Annotated in this window: 12 protein-coding genes and 4 tRNA genes; 6 read left to right on the top strand and 10 right to left on the bottom strand. The window is 44.8% G+C overall.

The features are described 5' to 3' along the window. Positions 1 to 93 precede the first annotated feature (93 nt). The 3 genes from JK628_RS20280 to JK628_RS20270 all read right to left on the bottom strand — a co-directional run bounded on the left by JK628_RS20280 (position 94) and on the right by JK628_RS20270 (position 3028). The gene (locus tag JK628_RS20280; RefSeq protein WP_202286718.1) at positions 94 to 1452 is read right to left on the bottom strand and encodes a sodium-dependent transporter; all 1359 of its coding nucleotides are present in this window, start codon (positions 1450 to 1452) and stop codon (positions 94 to 96) included. Positions 1453 to 1737: 285 nt separating this feature from the next. Next, positions 1738 to 2223 carry an Lrp/AsnC family transcriptional regulator gene (locus tag JK628_RS20275; protein WP_202286717.1) on the bottom strand — a complete coding sequence of 162 codons (486 nt, stop codon included), beginning with the start codon at positions 2221 to 2223 and terminating at the stop codon, positions 1738 to 1740. 82 nt (positions 2224 to 2305) lie between these two features. Continuing rightward, positions 2306 to 3028, bottom strand: coding sequence for a phosphatase PAP2 family protein (locus JK628_RS20270; RefSeq protein WP_202286716.1), 723 nt, complete (start codon positions 3026 to 3028; stop codon positions 2306 to 2308). Positions 3029 to 3380: 352 nt separating this feature from the next. On the opposite strand from JK628_RS20270, the gene JK628_RS20265 reads away from it, so the two are divergent. Next, positions 3381 to 4241, top strand: coding sequence for a DUF417 family protein (locus JK628_RS20265; protein ID WP_202286715.1), 861 nt, complete (start codon positions 3381 to 3383; stop codon positions 4239 to 4241). Positions 4242 to 4322: 81 nt separating this feature from the next. On the opposite strand, the gene ubiK is transcribed toward JK628_RS20265, so the two are convergent. From ubiK to JK628_RS20245, 4 genes are all read right to left on the bottom strand, one after another. Beyond that, positions 4323 to 4577 (bottom strand): ubiquinone biosynthesis accessory factor UbiK, encoded by a 255-nt coding sequence (ubiK, locus tag JK628_RS20260; protein WP_202286714.1) that lies wholly within the window; start codon positions 4575 to 4577, stop codon positions 4323 to 4325. A gap of 152 nt (positions 4578 to 4729) precedes the next feature. Then, on the bottom strand, positions 4730 to 7810 hold the full coding sequence (locus JK628_RS20255) for a multidrug efflux RND transporter permease subunit (protein ID WP_202286713.1): 3081 nt from the start codon (positions 7808 to 7810) through the stop codon (positions 4730 to 4732). A 15-nt stretch (positions 7811 to 7825) separates the two neighbouring features. Next, a complete protein-coding gene (locus tag JK628_RS20250; RefSeq protein WP_202286712.1) occupies positions 7826 to 8944 on the bottom strand; it encodes an efflux RND transporter periplasmic adaptor subunit in 1119 nt (372 codons plus the stop codon). A gap of 15 nt (positions 8945 to 8959) precedes the next feature. Further along, positions 8960 to 9538, bottom strand: a complete 579-nt coding sequence (locus JK628_RS20245; RefSeq protein ID WP_202286711.1) for a TetR/AcrR family transcriptional regulator — start codon at positions 9536 to 9538, stop codon at positions 8960 to 8962. 293 nt (positions 9539 to 9831) lie between these two features. On the opposite strand from JK628_RS20245, the gene rep reads away from it, so the two are divergent. After that, the gene (gene rep, locus JK628_RS20240) at positions 9832 to 11844 is read left to right on the top strand and encodes a DNA helicase Rep (protein ID WP_202286710.1); all 2013 of its coding nucleotides are present in this window, start codon (positions 9832 to 9834) and stop codon (positions 11842 to 11844) included. 54 nt (positions 11845 to 11898) lie between these two features. Here the strand turns inward: rep and JK628_RS20235 are convergent, their stop codons facing one another. After that, positions 11899 to 14520: a sensor domain-containing phosphodiesterase gene (locus tag JK628_RS20235; RefSeq protein ID WP_202286709.1), complete on the bottom strand. Its 2622-nt coding sequence runs from the start codon at positions 14518 to 14520 to the stop codon at positions 11899 to 11901. Between the two features lie 214 nt (positions 14521 to 14734). Here JK628_RS20235 and JK628_RS20230 point away from each other — a divergent pair. The 4 genes from JK628_RS20230 (at position 14735) to JK628_RS20215 (ending at position 15298) form a co-directional block, all read left to right on the top strand. After that, positions 14735 to 14811: transfer RNA gene (locus JK628_RS20230), tRNA-Arg, on the top strand. Between the two features lie 40 nt (positions 14812 to 14851). Next, a tRNA-His gene (locus JK628_RS20225) sits at positions 14852 to 14927 on the top strand. Positions 14928 to 15050: 123 nt separating this feature from the next. Then, positions 15051 to 15127: transfer RNA gene (locus JK628_RS20220), tRNA-Pro, on the top strand. Between the two features lie 94 nt (positions 15128 to 15221). Then, positions 15222 to 15298 (top strand) — tRNA-Pro (locus tag JK628_RS20215). A gap of 553 nt (positions 15299 to 15851) precedes the next feature. Here JK628_RS20215 and JK628_RS20210 read toward each other — a convergent pair. Continuing rightward, positions 15852 to 17774 carry a bifunctional diguanylate cyclase/phosphodiesterase gene (locus JK628_RS20210; protein WP_202286708.1) on the bottom strand — a complete coding sequence of 641 codons (1923 nt, stop codon included), beginning with the start codon at positions 17772 to 17774 and terminating at the stop codon, positions 15852 to 15854. Positions 17775 to 17782: 8 nt separating this feature from the next. Then, entirely contained in the window at positions 17783 to 18496 is a 714-nt protein-coding gene (locus JK628_RS20205) for a transglutaminase-like cysteine peptidase (RefSeq protein WP_202286707.1), read from the bottom strand. Positions 18497 to 18502: the final 6 nt, after the last annotated feature.

Here is an 18502-nt window from a genome sequence, read left to right as displayed (position 1 = left end):
GATGTTCATACTTCATAACGACGAGTTTAAACAAAAATCCCCGCATATAGCGGGGATTCAGTAGTTACGATAGTTATAGCAACGTAGTCAGCGTTAACTCGTAAACAACTGCATGATAATAACGATAATCAACAGCGGACAAACAAACTTCACATAGACTGGCCATAACTTCCAAAACAGCCCGTCGGCTTTAACACCGTCTTGCGCTGCGATAGTGCTGATTAACTTATTACGACTCCAGACCCAACCGGTAAATATGGCGATACCTAAGGCGATTAATGGCTGCGCACGCTCGGTGGTCAGGGTGATCATCGCGCCAAACAGGGCACTGAAGTTAAACACCACCAACATAGATAACACCGCAATTAGGGCACCGACTAACAAGGTAGCTTTGTCGCGACCAAGTGAGGTCTTTTCCACTATGTAGCTAGTCGGGACTTCAACAATCGAAATAGCAGAAGTGAGGCCGGCAATGGTCATCAACACAAAGAAGATAATCGCCAGCAGATACTGACTGACACCGCCTAGGGTATCAAATAGCGCTGGTAATACGGTAAACACTAAGGTGTCAGAATTGAGCAGGCTGCCATCTTCTGCGAAGATCTGTACGCCATTATGCTGGGCCACATACATAGCAGGGATCACCATCAATGCGGCTAAAAATGCCACGCTGGTATCGGTTAACGTGACATAGGCGGTTAGCTTGCCTAAGTCCTCCTTTTGGCTTAAATAGGCACCGTAAACCATCATTGCACCGGTACCAATGGTGAGCGAGAAGAAGGTTTGCCCCAGTGCACCGACAAGTACATCGGCTTCGAAAATACGGCTAAAATCAGGTATCAGCAACACTTCAAGACCCTGCATGGCACCTGGCTGTGTCAATATATAACCTACACCAGCGACTAAGATAATCAGCAACATCGGCATTAACCGTTTTGACCAACGCTCGATACCCTGTTGAACACCTTGGCGGATCACTAAAATGACCATGGCGATAAATACTAGGGTAAACACTAGATTACGGGCTAGTGAAAAGTCCATTAACCAAGCAGATATATCGGGTTGACCAGCGACTTGTGCCACAGGCGCTAGGGCAAAACTGACAAACCAGCCTGATAATATGCTGTAAAAAGTACAGATAAGAGTGGCGGTAATAATGGAGGTAAAACCGATGGCTTTGCCTATTTTTTTGCCCATTGAATTATTAGCTATTTTAGCCATAGCATCTGCTGGGTTGGTTTGGCCATGGCGACCAATCATCAACTCAGCAAGTAACATCGGGTAACCAAGCAGCAAGATCAAAATTAGATACACTAATAAAAATGCGCCGCCACCATGAGTTGCTGCCTGAGTGGGAAAGCCCCAAATATTACCCACACCAACAGCGCTTCCAGCTGCAGCCATGATAAAGCCAATTCTAGAGCTGAAATGCCCCTGTTTTACAGTGCTCATAAATGATCTCGAACCAATTAAAGAGCGCGCATGATAGAGCTTTGAAAACGTAGGTCAACGCAAAAAATACGCGCGAATATAACCAATGCCGGCAGCATTGCTTTTAATTTTCATGAAAAACGATACTAATGCTTTGAAATTTAATTTTTAACGAAATTATGTTGCGTAGGCGGCAGTTCGCTACCCTGATCGCGCAATTTAATCATTTTCAGCTTTATAGGAGAAGTGCGACCGAATCCACAGATTATAGTCGCAGTAGCCAAGGTTGGAGTTGGTAGGCGTTATTTAGTCAGCAGATTGTGGTAATGGAATTTGCGTTTGGCTTTTAACCTGTTTAAGTACAAAGCTTGAGTGCACACCGGCGATCTGCTCATTGGTGGTAAGCTTGTCGAGCAAGAATACTTTAAATGCTGGCATGTCCTTAACCAATACTTTTAGTTGGTAATCGGCATCGCTACCAGTCAGTAAACAGCACTCTTGTACTTCATCATAAGAGGCAACTTTGGCTTCAAAGCCCTCTAAAATCTCACTCGAGTGCTTCTCGAGTCGTACTTGGATATAGGCGGTGAGCGCTAAGTCAAAGTGCGCGGGGCTAAGTAAAGTGGCATAGCCAGCAATATAACCCGCTTCTTCTAATGCTTTGACTCTACGAGAGCAAGGTGAAGGAGAGAGACCGACTTTCTCCGCTAGCTCTTGGTTAGACAGCTTTCCATGTTGCTGCACGAGTTTAAGGATATGCAGATCAATTTTGTCTAATTGAAGGTCAGCCATTGGGGTTTCTCTTAAAAGTCAGATAACGTCCTAGGCAGCATACCCTTATTCTGTTGAAGTTCAAGGTGTTGGCAGGAAGCCATTATCCGTTTGCTGATAGTTTCTGCATCCAACTCACTCGTGTTGCTAGCAAGTGCATCACTGCAATGCTGCCACTGGCGATGATACCGCCAATAGCGGTTGAAGCGAGAACATCTTGCGGCCAATGCATGCCTAGCCACATTCGACTGAAGCCCATTGCAATCGCCCAGCTAAAGAGTGCTATTGGCAGTGAAGTTTGGCCCGCCAATAACAGGTAGAAGCTGACAACAAACGCCAAAGTGACGGCAAATAGCGTGTGACCCGAAGGAAAAGAGTAACCCACCTCGTGCTGCCAATGTCCTTTAATGGCTGGGCTTAGGTTTATTTCGCTGCGAGCGAGTTCCAGCTCCTCAACAGCAATACTGATCATCGCTCGCTTATCTGCTTTGTTGTGTTGATAAAATTCATCGGTATTGAGCAGTGACTCCTGCGCTAGCAATGCTGCATAGGGTCTCGCTTCGGCAAAAAAGGGTTTTAAAAAATGATTGAGGCTAAGGGTTGCCGCCATGCTGATGGAAACAGCAAGTATTAGCTGTAAAAACTGAGGCTTAGCGAGGCGGCGATAACAGGCAATAAGAATCACAATACCAGTAGCTATGCCATAGGGAGCAGTGCCGGTGCTGGTTATCCAATACAGCAGTTGTGCAAAGCTAGCGTCAAGCTCGATGCGCGGGAACATGGTGACGGAAAAAATATAGAGGCTGCCAGGAATGAGGAGCAACATCGCCCACCCTATTAGTAGGAGTTTGGAACTGGTTTTGGCGTCACGATGTATAGGGTTCAATTGGGGCCTCGATGAGCAAGATAGTGGCAGTGCTTTTGTATACCAATGTTAGCCAAAGCGATGCTCTGGCTTAAGGGGTAGCACGGCAAGGTTAATGATTAACGGCCGGCTATGCTAGTTCAGTTGCATGAAGTGTAAATTAATCTAACTTAATCATGCTAAATCAATTTATATACCTATCCCACTGAATCCTGCATCTTCAGGTGGGATGGGTATAAAATGTTTGAAAGGCTTTTTGATCTGCGCGGGTCTATTGCAGAAATCAACTATTGAATAAGATTGAGAGCCCTAGATGTTAACTTCATTCAAATCACGCTCATTGTCTATTGCGAGCAGCGTAACAATATCACGTTGGTTGTTAGCCAGCTTCTTGTTGCTAACCGCAATAACCCGCTTTACCGCTACCGATAGCCAGTACTTCACTAAGCAACTGCTTGAGCTCGATTTACCCTCTATGCCTTGGTTAGCAGCTGGCTTAGGTGTGTTGCAACTGATAGTCGTAGTTGCACTGATTATGCCGCAAAAACGTTACAGCCAAATCATGCTCTATGTTTATGCTGCGCTGGCGACAGTGCCGTTGTGGATGTTGCTGACTCATCCTGTGTGGATTGATGCTTTAGGTGGTTTTCCAGCAATTGGTGCTGGACAGGGGCTGATTAAGTATTTGGGAATTTCTGCCGTCTCGTTATATTTGGCATCATATTATGCCAAGCATACACGGGTTAACAGGGTGGCTGTTAAATTGGCACTGGCAGGCATTTTACTGGTAATGGTTTGGATTGGGGCAATGAAGTTTACCCAAATCGAAGCGGACGGCATTGAAGGCCTGATGAGCAGCAGTCCACTGTTTAGCTGGATCTACTCATTGTTTAATGTATTGCACGGCTCTTACTTCATCGGTGTGGTGGAGTTGTTGGCTGTAATGGGGATTGCGTTAGCTAAATGGTCTGATAAAGCCTATGTTTTTGGGCTCGCTGTCGCGGCATTAACATTTGCAGCTACGCAGACCTTTATCATTACACTGCCAGCTTATGAAACTAGTTTGGGCTTGCCGATATTGACGGGCAGCGGGCAGTTTATTGTTAAAGACCTAGTGTTGCTGGCGGCCTGTTTTATTCTATTTTCGCAGCGTAAGCCAAGGCCAAACTCTTAGCTGTGAGGATCTCTGGAAAGAAACTGGCATAAAAAAGCACCCGTTCGCGGGTGCCTTTTTATGGATCAACTAATGTTGATATTAGTCTGCTGCGTTTAGCTTAGCTTCTAATGCATCCACTTGAGCTTGCAGTGCTTCGAGCTTTTCACGTGTTTTGATCAATACATGCTGCTGGACTTCAAACTCTTCGCGGGAAACCACATCCAATTTTTGTAGCTGGTTTTGCAGAACTTGCTTACTACGTTCTTCAAATTCGCCTGCAAACTGCTTTAATCCACTGGGTAGATTTTCGCTAAGCTGCTTGGCAACTTCTTCGATTTTCTTTGGGTTGATCATCTTTTATATCCGCTAGTGCGCCTGTTTCAGTATGGCAGTGATTGTACCTCAGGGGATAGGGATTGCCAAAAAATTCCCCACTTGATGAGAGCCAGATAAAGAAAAGGCCGACCACTGTCACGAGTGGTCGGCCTTTATTTTAGAGAGATAGTTTACGCCTGCGGTTGAACCTCTTCATCGAATACTGGCAGTGGCTGGTGTCTTTCAGCCAAATAGGTATAGATTACAGGCAATACAAACAGGGTGAATATCGTCCCGATGGCAAGCCCCGACACAATGACCAGTCCAATATTGAAACGAGCAACAGCACCAGCACCAACCGCAAACAACAGCGGGATTAAGCCAGCTATCATTGCCGCTGTGGTCATTAAGATTGGGCGTAGACGAATGGTGGCTGCGTGCTTAATAGCATCAACTTTACTTAGGCCGTTATGTAGCTGCTCCTCTTTAGCGACTTCGCACATTAAAATACCGTGCTTGGTAATAAGGCCTACTAAGGTAATGAGCCCGACTTGGGTGTAGATATTCATCGAAGATAGCCCCATCACATGGGTCCAGCCGAGTGCGATTAACGCACCACTAATGGCGAGTGGTACAGAGACCAATATCACCAATGGATCTTTAAGGCTTTCGAACTGGCTTGCGAGTACCAAAAAGATGATAGCGAGGGCTAACGCAAAGGTGGCATATAGCGCTGAACCTTCAGTGACATATTGACGTGCTTCGCCGAGGAAGTCGTAGCTATAACCTTTAGGTAACTCGTTATCTCCAATGTTTTGCAGGAACGCAATCGCGTCACCAATAGCAACACCAGGGGTAGCCACGCCGCCTACAGTAACCGCATTCATTTGATTAAAGTGCGGCAGCGAACGAGGCTCCGATATCATCTCGATGTCGACTAAGCTGGATAGTGGAATCGAGCGGCCATCGGCGGCTGTGACGTAATAACCTGCAAGTGATTCTGGGTTAGCGCGATACTTGCGATCCACCTGAGGGATAACCTCATATGAGCGGCCATCGAGGTTGATACGGTTAACATAACCATCACTCATCATGGTGGTTAGTGTGATACCAATATCTTGCATGGTGATGCCATAGGTACCGGCTAAGTCACGTTTGATGTGAATTTTCATGGTGCCAGAATCAAACTTAAGGTTAATTTCTGAGTAAACAAACAATGGGCTTTGCTGCACTTTTTCAAGTACGCCACTACCAATTTGAAACAGACTCTCAAATGATGCTGAACTGGTGATCACAAACTGTATCGGTAGGCCACCTGATGCCCCCGGAAGTTCAGGCATTTGGAAGGTTGTTACCGCCATACCTGGTACAGTTTTAACTTGATCGCCCAATAGCTTTTGCATCTCTTTCTGGCTTTTATCTCGTTCACTCCAAGGCACGAGTGGTGCGATACCAAATGCTTGGTTGGCATTAGGTACACCGACAAAGGCTAGTGACGCCGCCGCTTCAGGCTGGGCAGTGATCATATCGGTGACAATCGACATGTTGGATTGAATGTAATCCAGATTCGCACTTGAAGGTGCTGTACCCATCATCATCACTACGCTTTTGTCTTCGTTAGGGGCCAGCTCTGAGGGGATAAAGCTAAACATTACCGGTAGAGACGCAAATACAATCACCGCAAATGCAACGATGACAGGACGGTGATTAAGTACCGCGGTTAACATGCGACTGTAACGATTGGTGAGACCATTAAGAAAACGCTCGACTCCACGCTCGAACCTGTTCGGTTCAGAGTGGGCTTTGAGGATCTTAGAGCACATCATTGGCGATAGTGTCAGCGCCACAATACCTGAGATAAATACCGCACCTGCGAGGGTGAGTGCAAACTCTTTAAAGAGAGAGCCTGTTATGCCGCCCATCAACGCGATAGGCGCGTACACGGCGGCTAAGGTAATGGTCATTGAGATAACCGGCACGGCGATTTCACGGGTACCGATAATCGCCGCTCTAAACGGTGTTTCGCCAAGCTTGATGTGGCGGTCGACATTCTCAACCACCACGATGGCGTCATCCACCACCAAGCCAATCGCGAGCACCATGGCAAGCAGAGTCATTAGATTGAGGGTAAAGCCAAACATTTGCATGATGACGGCAACACCAATCAGCGATAGCGGAATGGTGACGATTGGAATGATCACCGCTCTGAATGAACCCAAGAATAGGGTAATGACGATAATCACAATCAGTGCCGCTTCGCCAATGGTCTTGATCACTTCATTGATAGATTCATCAATGGCCAGTGATGAGTCATAAAGGATACGGGCCTTCATTGATACCGGTAGATTGCGAGTAATATCGGGCATCATGCTACGCGCATCTGCCGCCACAATGAGCGGGTTAGCCGTCGGGGTGACATCCAAGCCAATCACCACAGCTTCTTGGCCATCGGCGAGTGCTCGGTAAACGTCATGGCTCTTCTCTAAGCTCACATCGGCAATATCGCCAAGGCGAATAACCAGACCGTCTTTACTGCCAACAACCAGCTTTTCGAGTTCATCAACCGTGGCAACTTGGGTGTCAGCGGTACCATTGAATAGGGTAAAGGTATTGTTTGCTTGGCCAACAGCTGATTGATAGTTGTTAGCCTGCAGTACGTTCATTACGTCAGTTGACGATAGGTTGAAGGCGCCCATGCGTGCGGGATCTAGCCAGATCCGCATGGCGTATTTAATCCCGCCATAGAGGTTTACTTTGGCTACACCATCAATGGTGAATAACTCAGGCTTTACCACGCGCTCAAGGTAGTCGGTGATCTGACTCGAGTTAATCTGCTCACTATAGAATGAGATGTATAACACCGATGTCTGTGAGCCTGTAGACATGTCAACGGTTGGGTCTTCCGCTTCTTTAGGAAGCTGAGACCGTACCGAGTTCACTTTAGCGAGAATGTCTGCCAATGCCCCATTGGGGTCGGTGTTGAGCTTCATGTAAACGGTGATTTTTGAGCTACCCAGAAAACTGTCTGAGGTCATAAAATCAACGTTATCAGCCTGAGCTAAAGCTTGCTCTAGTGGTTGAGTAATAAAGCCTTGAATAAGGTTGGAATCGGCACCGTAGTAACTGGTCGTCACTGTCACCACGGTATTGGTCATTTCAGGGTACTCTCTAACCTGCATACTGTTTAGCGAATAAAAGCCAAGCAGTAGGATTAAAAAGCTAATAGACGCAGCCAGCACGGGTCTGCGTATAAATATGTCAGTAAAGCGCATTGCTCTGATCTCCGCTTATAGCTGTGGCAATGTGGCGGGAGGCGTTAGAGCTTTGTCCTCGCTGACACTGATTTTGCTATTGTTACTCAAGCGAACTTGGCCTGAGGTGACGATCATATCGCCAGGCTTGATTTCGCCAGTGACTAACGCATCGTTAAGACCACGCTCGATTACATTTACGTTGATCTGTTTAACGCGTTTAACTTGCTCACCATCTTCGGTTTGCTCTTCAATGATATAAACCGAGTTGCCATAGAGGGTAAAGCTGATGGCTGTTTGTGGCAGTACAATTTGCTCAACCAGTTCTGGCAATAAAATGTCGACTTTAGCGAACATTCCGCTACGCAATTTTGAATCGGTATTAGGGATTTGCGCCTGCACTTGAATTAAACCACTTTGGTAGAAAACGGCGGGTTCAATTGCCGATATTATGCCTTCAAAGGGTTCGGTCGGATAAGCATCGACATACACATGCACCGTTTGTCCTGTGGCTATATGCGGTAGCTGAGTTTGCGGAATGGTGAAACGGATTTTCATGGTACTAATATCTTCAAGGCGCACAATTTCAGTGCCTGTCTGTAGATACTCACCTAAATTTACGTTACGAATACCGACTAAACCTGCAAATGGCGCGCTGATCTCACGACGCTCAATGGTGGCGCTTAAACTTTCGCTGTCAGCCAGCAGTGCAAGGTATTTAGATTCGCTGTTATCAAGATCTTGTTTTGAAACTGAATTCTGCTTATATAGTTTAGTCAGTCGTTTAAAGTCAGCTTCGGCGGCTGGCAACTGTACCTGTTTACTCCTGAGGTTGGCTTTTTCAACTTTAGAATCGAGCTCAATGAGTTTCTGTCCGGTTTCAACACGGCTTCCGTTTTCAAACTTTATGGCTGACACGACACCTGCAAGCTCATTGGAGATGGTGACCCCTTGATTAGGTTCTACAAAACCAATCGCATTGATGGTTGATTGCCAAGTGTTTGCTGCGATAGTGATAGCGGTCACAGGAGCGACTGGCTCGGGCATATTAGCAATAGCATCGGCAATCTTACCTTTTACAAACAGGTTAAATCCAATGACAGAACCAAATGCCAGTACGGCGATAATTAACATTACCAGGGTCCATTTCTTCATGTCCTGATAGCTCCTTTAATGAGTGGGTTTAATTGGGATTAAAATAGTTTGCCAGCATAGCTCGCAAGCAAGGTTAATTTCATGGGGTTCATATTGGATGAGCCCGCGACGAATTGTTCGAGCGAGCGTCATGGCGGGTTCCATAGAGAGCGCGTACAAAGCGCGCGAGTGCAAAGGTTGCATAATGCCTGCGGCTTTGCCCTCTTCAAAAAGTTGACCCAATGGTGCAAATAGCGTTAATTCAAGATTACGGATCTCATCAGTATTGCTTTCGGGCAGGTGGGCATATTGCTCGTAGCTTAAATTAGCGGGAGAGCGCTCCTTGCCAAAACTATGCATTTTTAGCCATATACGTTTAAACCTTTCCTCTAATGTACCTAGCTGGTGGTCTTCTAATATATAGGCTGCAACGTGGGTGAGAACATCTTTTCGAAGCTCTAATATCAGTTCATTTTTGTCTTTAAAGTAGCGATAGATGGTGCCAGCTGCAACACCAGCTTCATTAGCGACTTGCTGCATCGATAAGCCCTGAATACCACGAGAGGCGATGATCTTTTCTGAAGCTCTTAAAATTAAATCTCGTTTGTTTAGCATAGTATTGCTTGTCAGTGAATGAACGTTCATTCACTAGTCTAGTGATCATGCATAGAATTGGCAAGATATATAAAGTGTATCGGTGACTCTTTACAAACCTTTGCTGATAGGGGCGGGGGATAATGCTCTATTCACTATTAATAGTGTAGCGAGGAAAATTTACTGATCACTTCTCGTTAGAGGTTAGCTTTCTGCTATCATTCGCTTATTAAAACCCATCGCCTCTGAAATGAGCATTTTCAAGTAGGATGGGTATATACCCTCCTTTTATTTACCTTGGTTGTTAAGTACAGATGAAGCTCAATCCCGGACAAAATGATGCCGTCCACTATGTTAGTGGCCCTTGCTTAGTGCTTGCAGGTGCAGGCAGTGGCAAAACCAGAGTGATTATCAACAAGATTGCTTATCTGGTGGAAAAGTGTGGCTATAAGGCTCGCAATATTGCCGCAGTGACCTTTACCAATAAGGCTGCGCGTGAGATGAAAGAGCGTGTGTCAAAGTCTATGGGACGCAAAGAAGCGCGTGGTCTATGGATTTCGACGTTTCATACTCTAGGGCTAGAGATCATCAAGCGTGAACATAAAGTCGTTGGATTAAAGCCCGGTTTCTCGCTGTTTGACGATCAAGACACCCTATCTTTGCTAAAAGAGCTGACCCAAGACGAGCTCGATGAAGATAAAGACCTATTACGATCGTTAGCGACCACTATCTCCAATTGGAAAGGGGACTTGGTGATCCCGGCGCAAGCGTCCAAGATAGCTAAGGATGAACAGCAACAGTTATTTGCCGTACTCTATCATCGCTATGCTCAGCACATGAAAGCGTATAACGCGCTCGATTTCGATGATTTGATCTTACTGCCAACTTTACTACTGAGACAAAATGAAGAGGTAAGAACACGCTGGCAAACGCGGTTCAAATATATGCTGGTGGATGAGTATCAAGACACCAACACCAGCCAATATGAGATGGTTAAATTGCTAGTGGGCGAACGAGCCCGCTTTACCGTGGTGGGCGATGACGATCAATCTATCTACTCTTGGCGTGGGGCTAAACCACAGAACCTAGTTTTGCTTGGCAAAGATTTTCCCAAGCTTAAATTGATCAAACTGGAGCAAAATTACCGCTCTAGTCAGCGTATTCTACGTGCTGCCAACATACTGATTGCCAATAATCCGCATATTTATGAAAAAGCGCTATTTAGTGAACTCGCCTATGGTGAACCTATTCGAGTGTTAATTGCAGCGAATGAGGAGCAGGAAGCCGAGCGAGTGATAGCGGAGATGATCCGCCATAAGTTTGTTGGCCGTACTCAGTATGGTGATTATGCCATCTTGTATCGCGGTAACCATCAGTCGCGCTTGCTTGAGCGCGCGCTAATGACAAACAGGATCCCCTATAAACTTAGCGGTGGAACCTCCTTTTTCGGCCGAGCCGAGATTAAAGACATCATGGCTTACTTGCGTTTAGTGGTGAATCCAGATGACGACAACGCCTTTTTGCGGATTGTTAATCTGCCTAAACGGGGTATCGGTCCGGCAACGTTAGAGCGTTTAGGTAACTTCTCCAATAAGAAGCAGATCTCAATGTTTGCCGCTATTTTTGAAGCCGATCTTAATCACGAACTGCCTCCGGCGGCGATGGCGTCTTTGTATCAGTTTGGCCGTTTTGTGGTTGAAACGGGAGACTGTGCTTTGCGTGGTGAGCCGGTTGAAGCGGTAAAGCAGTTGATCAGAAAGATCAATTACGAAGATTACCTTTACGAAACCAGTACCAGTGCTAAAGCGGCTGAGATGCGGATGAAAAACATTTCGGAGCTTTATCGCTGGGTAACAGAAATGCTTGAAGGTGACGACCTTGATGAGGGAATGACACTGCCTGAAGTTGTGGCTCGGCTAACATTAAGAGACATGATGGAGCGTAATAGCGAAGATGAAGGTGGCGATCAAGTGCAGTTAATGACGTTACATGCGTCAAAAGGCTTGGAGTTCCCCTACGTCTTTATGGTGGGAGCTGAAGAGCGCATCTTGCCACATCAAAGCAGTATCGACGAAGACAATGTCGATGAAGAGCGCCGCTTAGCGTACGTAGGCATCACGCGTGCGCAGAAAGAACTGTGGTTTGTTATCTGTCGTGAGCGTCGTCAATTTGGTGAAACAATACGTTGTGAGCCGAGTCGTTTTTTGATGGAACTACCGCAAGATGACTTGATCTGGGAAAATCGCAAGCCGGTTCAAAGTGCAGAACAGCTGCAGCAAAAAGGAAAGAGCAATATTGCTAACCTTAGAGATATGTTTAAGAAGTAAATATTGCATTTTCGATGGCGCAGCAGAACTGAATAAAGCTACAGACTGCTGCGTTTAAGCACACACTTGACTAGCGACAATGTTGAGTTCAAATACTTTACCTAGTGCAATACCTTGACCCTTTTCAAAGCCTATATCTGACAACACATGGCAATCTGCTTTACTGGACACTCCCACAGCGAATATTTCTAGCTCCAGCGCTCGAGCGGCGCTGTAATAAGCTTTTATAAGCTTGAGATGTTGCTCGCTTTCGAGGTGGGTGGCGTAGCTTGGGTCTAATTTTAATGACTGAATAGGCAAGAAGGTTAAGCTGCTGATGGCGCTATGTGCACTGCCGTAGGCCTCTATCCCTAATTGCACATTTAGGCTGTGGAGTTGCTCAAAAGCATTGATATGGTTGTTAGAGTTTTGGACAAAATCTTTTTCATTGAAAAACAGCGTTAATTTTGTCAGCTCGAAGCTGCACTGTTTCAGCTTATTCTTTAAAGCCCTGAGTGCGTGCTTGTGATTCAAATGCTGGCTTGAAATTGAAACCTGTAAATGAAAGTCGACGCCAAACTGCTGTTCTAATGTATTAAAACCATCATTAATGATGGCCAGGAGGTAATTATCTAACTCAATGAGCATGTTGCAGTGCTCGGCAATATTATTGAGCTGCAGCTGCTTCACTTTTCCTAGGGTTGGATGATGCCAAAATAATCTTGGCTCAAATGCAATGACACGCTCGGTGTCGAGTTCCATTATGGGCAGATAGCTCAGCTGCAATTCGCCTTTTTCAATTGCCATCTTGAGTTCATTTTCGAGCTCAAGCTCTTGTACTTGCTGCTTGTTGCTACCGTGATCAAAGATCACGTAACAGCCTTTACCCTTTGACTTAGCTTGGTACATGGCGTTGTCTGCGTTACGAAGCACTGATTCACTAGTATCGGAATGGCTCTGTCCACTCATGGCAACACCGATACTGGCACTTGAGTTAAGCTGCTGGTTCGCAAGTCTAAAGGGGCGGGACAGCTCTAGTAGTACTCGTTCAGCGACATCTTCAGCATCTTTCTGACTGCCAATGGAGTCTAGCAAGATAACAAACTCATCACCGCCTAAGCGGGCTAACATGTCATTACTGCGTATGCAGAGTTGAAGGCGCTTTGCGGTTTCAATAAGAAAGCGGTCGCCCTCAAGATGACCCAAGGTGTCGTTTAGAAGCTTAAACCTGTCCATGTCAATAAACAGCACTGCGAACTTGTCGAGAGTATGGCGGCGAATATGCTTAATCGATAGCGATAAACGTTCCATAAACATGGCGCGGTTAGGCAACCCTGTCAGGTTATCGTGTTTTGCATCATGTACCAGTTGACGCTCAATGCGCTTACGCTGATGGATCTCTTTTTCAAGATCATCATTTACACAAGCCAGTGCTTGGGTTCGCTCATTGACCTTCTCCTCTAATTGCTCATAGCTGAGTTGTAATGATTCCGCTGAGAGCTTTTTCTCGATTGCTGTCGCGATATGCTGCGAGACAAAGGTAAGTAGATCTAAATCTTTCTCTTGGTAGTTTTGGTTATAGCTGTAACTGTAAATGGTGAGTGAACCACTGACTTTTCCGTGGATCAACAGGGGTAAACCTATCCACTGACTTATCTCCTGCGTGTCATTGAGTTCAGGCGCTTCACAATAGAGCTCTCCTGATTGAATCAATGCATCAATGTCACAGCGTTCTAACAACCTCGGCTTACGATTTAATAAGATATATTCGGTCAATCCATCGCTTATGGCTCTTGGCTTGGGAGATGGCAGATCAAATTGTGAAACAAAGTAGGGAAAGCTTAAAGTGTTTCGCTCTTCGTTAAGAAGAGAGATAAAGCAATTATTAATTGGGATCAGGTGGCTAATGACCCGGTGGAGCTCTTCGTAGAACTCAAGGCTATCGATATTTGATGTCGCTAGATCTGCTATTTCAAACAGTGATTTCTGTAACCGCTCCGCTCTACGTCTTTCATAGACTTCAAGCTTTAGCTTGTTGTAAGCGATACTGAGTTCTTTGGTGCGAGTTTCGATAGCGAGTTCAAGTTGTTCTTGATATTGCAAACGCTCGATAACTGCAGATATGTGGTGGCTAATGAAATTCATTAACTCGAGCTCAATATCGCCATAGTGGATACTGGCGTCATAGCTTTGCACCACGAGCACCCCTGTGGTGCTCTCTGCACTTTTAATGGGGACGCCTACCCATTGATGACAGTTACTGCCTCTAGGAATGATAGCCTTAGAAGCAACGAGTTGTTTATAGGTGTCGTTATCACAAACCAACGCCTGTTCCGTTTTTAGCACGTAGCCTGTTAACCCTTTATAAAGCATCTTGGAGAGATCTTCATCGGGGTAACTATCTTCTGGGTGCAAATCTTTTTCATCGGCAAAAAAGGGAACTTCAATCTTTCCGCTAACAGAATTTAAGGTTGCGATGAAAAAATTGTCAGCAGGAATAAGCTTTTTGAGTGACTGATGCAGGGATGAGTAAAACTCTTCAGGTGTGCTGACGCTGGCGGCGAAGTTGGAAATATCCAACAGAGCGTTTTGGGTTATCTCAGCGCGCTTGTATTTAAGAGCCAATACTTTTAAGCGTGCAATCCTTTTGTTCAATTTCACAGTTTCAGTAGACTGCGATGTTTCTTCCCTAAACATGCGTTTCCGCCAAGTGCTATTTTTATTTTGACTAGGATTTAAGCTAATCAGTATAAATAACATGAAATATGTTTATATCCAAGGCTTTATTTTTGTTCGCCCTGCTATAAAAGCATACAAATAACTCAAATCTTGAGCAAACAAATAAAAAAAGCAAATCAAGTGTAGACGGGGGGGCGTTTTATCCATAATATATGCGGCGCTAACAAGGCAGGCACCCATAGCTCAGCTGGATAGAGCGCACCCCTCCGGAGGGTGAGGCCGAGGGTTCGAATCCTTCTGGGTGCACCAGATTGGAAACGGCGGTTTTGTTAGTAGGAAATAATCAGTGGTGATTGTAGCTCAGTTGGTAGAGCCCCGGATTGTGATTCCGGTTGTCGTGGGTTCGAGCCCCATCAGTCACCCCATTTTTCCTCGTGAAGTTTTAAAGTTTCAAAAGCTCGGTGATTAGCGCATCTTGGTAGTGTATCAGGGTTGTGATAAGAAACGGACCAGAGGGTGAGCCTCTTTAAAATATCTAAATTAAGACTCGGTGATTAGCGCAGCCCGGTAGCGCATCTGGTTTGGGACCAGAGGGTCAGAGGTTCGAATCCTCTATCACCGACCACATTAATAGGTAGCGAGTTTACTCGGTATTTAGCAAGATAAAAGATTTTTGGGAGGCTTAGTAATAAGATACCAACCATCTTTAAAAAAGTTTACGGTGATTAGCGCAGCCCGGTAGCGCATCTGGTTTGGGACCAGAGGGTCAGAGGTTCGAATCCTCTATCACCGACCACTTTACTGAAAGCCCTTCGAGCAATCGAAGGGCTTTTTTGTTGGTTACGATTAAGGTAATAGTTCAAATCCAGCTATTATGGCCGACCACTTTCGATAAGCCTCCTGAGAAATCAGGAGGCTTTTTCGTTTGGATATAAAGAAATTCGAATCCAGCAATTAACGACCGAGCACTTTACAGAAATCTCTTCGAGAAATCGAAGGGCTTTTTTGTTGGTTACGATTAAGGTAATAGTTCAAATCCAGCTATTATGACCGACCACTTTCGATAAGCCCCCTGAGAAATCAGGAGGCTTTTTTGTTTTGGATATAAAAAGATTTGAATCCTGCATTTATGACCGACGATCGAGCACTTCGATAAGGCTTCTGAGAAATTAGGAGGCTTTTTGTTTAGATTAAGAGCGAAAACTTGAGAGCTAGCTAATAACTCCCATATTCAATAAATATGCTCAATAGGAGAATATGATGGGGTAAACGGCAGAGGATTTTGGTTAGTAGCTGGCAAACAAAAGGCCTCTGTTGAGGCCTTTATTAATCTACTGATGTCGTTTTAGCTACAGTTTAATGTCTACCGGCGGTGATACATAGCCCATATAAGCATTGGTTTTTAGAGGGGTAAAGCGATCTAGCTGTGCTTTCTCTTCTATACCGGTAACTATCACTTCAATGTCTAATCCTTTAGCAACATTGATTAAGGCGCGGCAAAGCTCACTGCTATGCTCACTTTCATCATAATATGCAAATGATTGATCCAGTTTTACATAACTTGGTCTTAAGCTCTGTAAGTAGCTCATTGAGCCAAACTGACGTCCAAAGTGATCGATACCAAAATGGGCACCATTATCTCTAATGACGGTGCATAGAGCATCACAAGCCTCTGGACTGCTATACACTGCGGCTTCAGGTATATCAAAACATATACGCTCTCTTAATGCAGATGAGCGCAGTAGTTTGTTGAGCCACTGATGAAATTCAAGGTCATTGATACTTTCAAAGGTGAGGTTGATAGCAATAGGTTCAAAGTTGCGACCTAGCAAGTCCTTTGCACTGATGGTTTCTATTAAACATTTATCGAGCAAGCTCCCCAGTGATAGTAATTCAATGTAAGGCATGAATTGCCCTGCAAAAACCTTTTTATCACCTATTTCTAACTGACAATAAAGCTCCCTTTGAAGTACGCTATCATTGTCATTAAGCAATATGGGTTGCCACTTAAACTTAAACTTACCACCACTAATCGCGGTACTGAGGTGTTCTCGCCATTGCTCACGAGAAAACAGCTGTTTTTCATTGGTCTCAAACCAGTGGAATACTTTATTGTCTTGCAGTGATTTTTGTAGTGCATTATCTGCTTGAGCCAAAATATCACTCACGCTCATTTGACCAATCCGTTGTGCTATACCGAGAGCAAATCCTTCATTTGGCTTGCAACCCGCTTTTGAAACCTCTTGATTGATTGTGCGAATAAGAGTCTGCAAGTATTTGCTTGTTTGTTCATGTTCGGAGCTAGTAATTAGGAACGCAAACTCATAGGCGGCGATACGCGCTATAACAGATGTGGTAACACCATCTAAATGATGCTTCATTTTTTCTGATAACAGCTTTATGGTTTCATCTCTTACTTGGTAACCATATTTACTATGAACCTCTTCAAGCCAGTCCATTTTAGCCATAATAAGCGCACCGTTCTTAGGTTCGCTTAACCAACCATTAAGTCTTCCCATCATGTATTGACGATTAGGAAGGGTAGATACTTGGTCGACTAGATTTTTCTTTCTCAGCTCGCCGACCTCTTCATCCAGAGAGCTAAAGATCTGTTTGAGTTGCTCTGACATACTATTGAAAGCTTGAACCACTGACTTTAGCTCAAGTGTCTTGGGTACTGCCATATCAGGGCCAAATTTTCTATTAGCTATCTCTTTAGCGTGTTCAGCTATTTCATGTAATGGTCTCAATATCCAGGTTAGTCCAACGCGGGCTAAAATAATCGCAATTAAAAATAGTACTGAAAAAACCATAATAGCATTGGTCATCGTTCGCCAAAGTTCATGGTAGCCGAAACCTGGGTGAGCGGTGATCTCCAATCGTGCTAGCTGGATCCAGCCCGAAGTTATAGTGCTTTCTCGTCGAATTCTTTTGAAGAGGTCAAGGTCAATAAACCACTGAGGTACACCATCGATAGTTACCGGGTTTTGCCAAGTTTGCTGTTTTCCATCGACCAGCCAGGTCAATTTTACCTCTTGGTAATAACCCCCTTCGAAGATGACATTGATTAAGGTTTCGGCACCGACAATGTCGCCCGCTTCAAGATCCGGCACCAGCATGATACCGAGTGAATTACTGGTATTATTGAGATCTGACTCCATTTGCTTGGTCAGAAAGCTTTGAGTTTCGGTAAACTGCACATAGCCTAAACTCGCGACCACTAGTAAAAACAGCGCAAACAGTAGTGTGTATATCTGTCGAAACAGTGTCATCTTGTTAACTACTCCAGTTTTAGTTTAGGTTGTTTTAGTCGCTCAACACCTAAACGATGTTTTAGGTCATTCCATTTCGCAAGTTTCGATGATGATCCTGCTAGAACGCCGCGTCCTTTTTCTTTATTTAGCCACAATTGTCGACCGTTAAAACTGTATACCGGTATTAGATCTTTACGCTGTGTTGCTGGTTTTATGGATTTATCAAGATTATCTAAAACGAGGGGGATGGAAGAGGGCGTTTCATAGTAGGCAAGTACCATATGGTATTGGTTTACGCTGGTTGCCTTTACCATAGTAATGCGTAATTTATCTTCTGAAATGCCAAGTTGGAGCAGCGTGAAATACTTTGCGATAGAAAAATCTTCGCAATCGCCACCACTAACACCAATAAACTCCATTGGCGTAGCCCAGTAATTCTTATTTCCCCAAAGTTTTATATCATCGATAAAATGAAATAGGTTAAAAAAGTTATTAACCATCAGTATTTTATCGCTATCTTCTAGGTCCTTAGCTTCATCAAGGATTTTAAACCAAGCTCTAATGCGTTTACCCGCACGCTCTCCATACTGAGATTCTATTGTTTGGGTTATATGTGCATAGTTCAGTTGTGGTATTGGATCCGCACCTAGATAAAGAGAAGGCGCAGCCAAAGCCAAAATCGTCAATTTAAATTGGCAGACTTTTTTGAATTTCTTTAATTTACAAAGTCTGCCATTCATACGACG

The organism is Shewanella sp. KX20019 (genome assembly GCF_016757755.1).
Taxonomy (GTDB): Bacteria; Pseudomonadota; Gammaproteobacteria; order Enterobacterales; family Shewanellaceae; genus Shewanella.
Note: the sequence above shows the minus strand (reverse complement) of the source record. Positions and strands in the feature narration are given on the sequence as shown.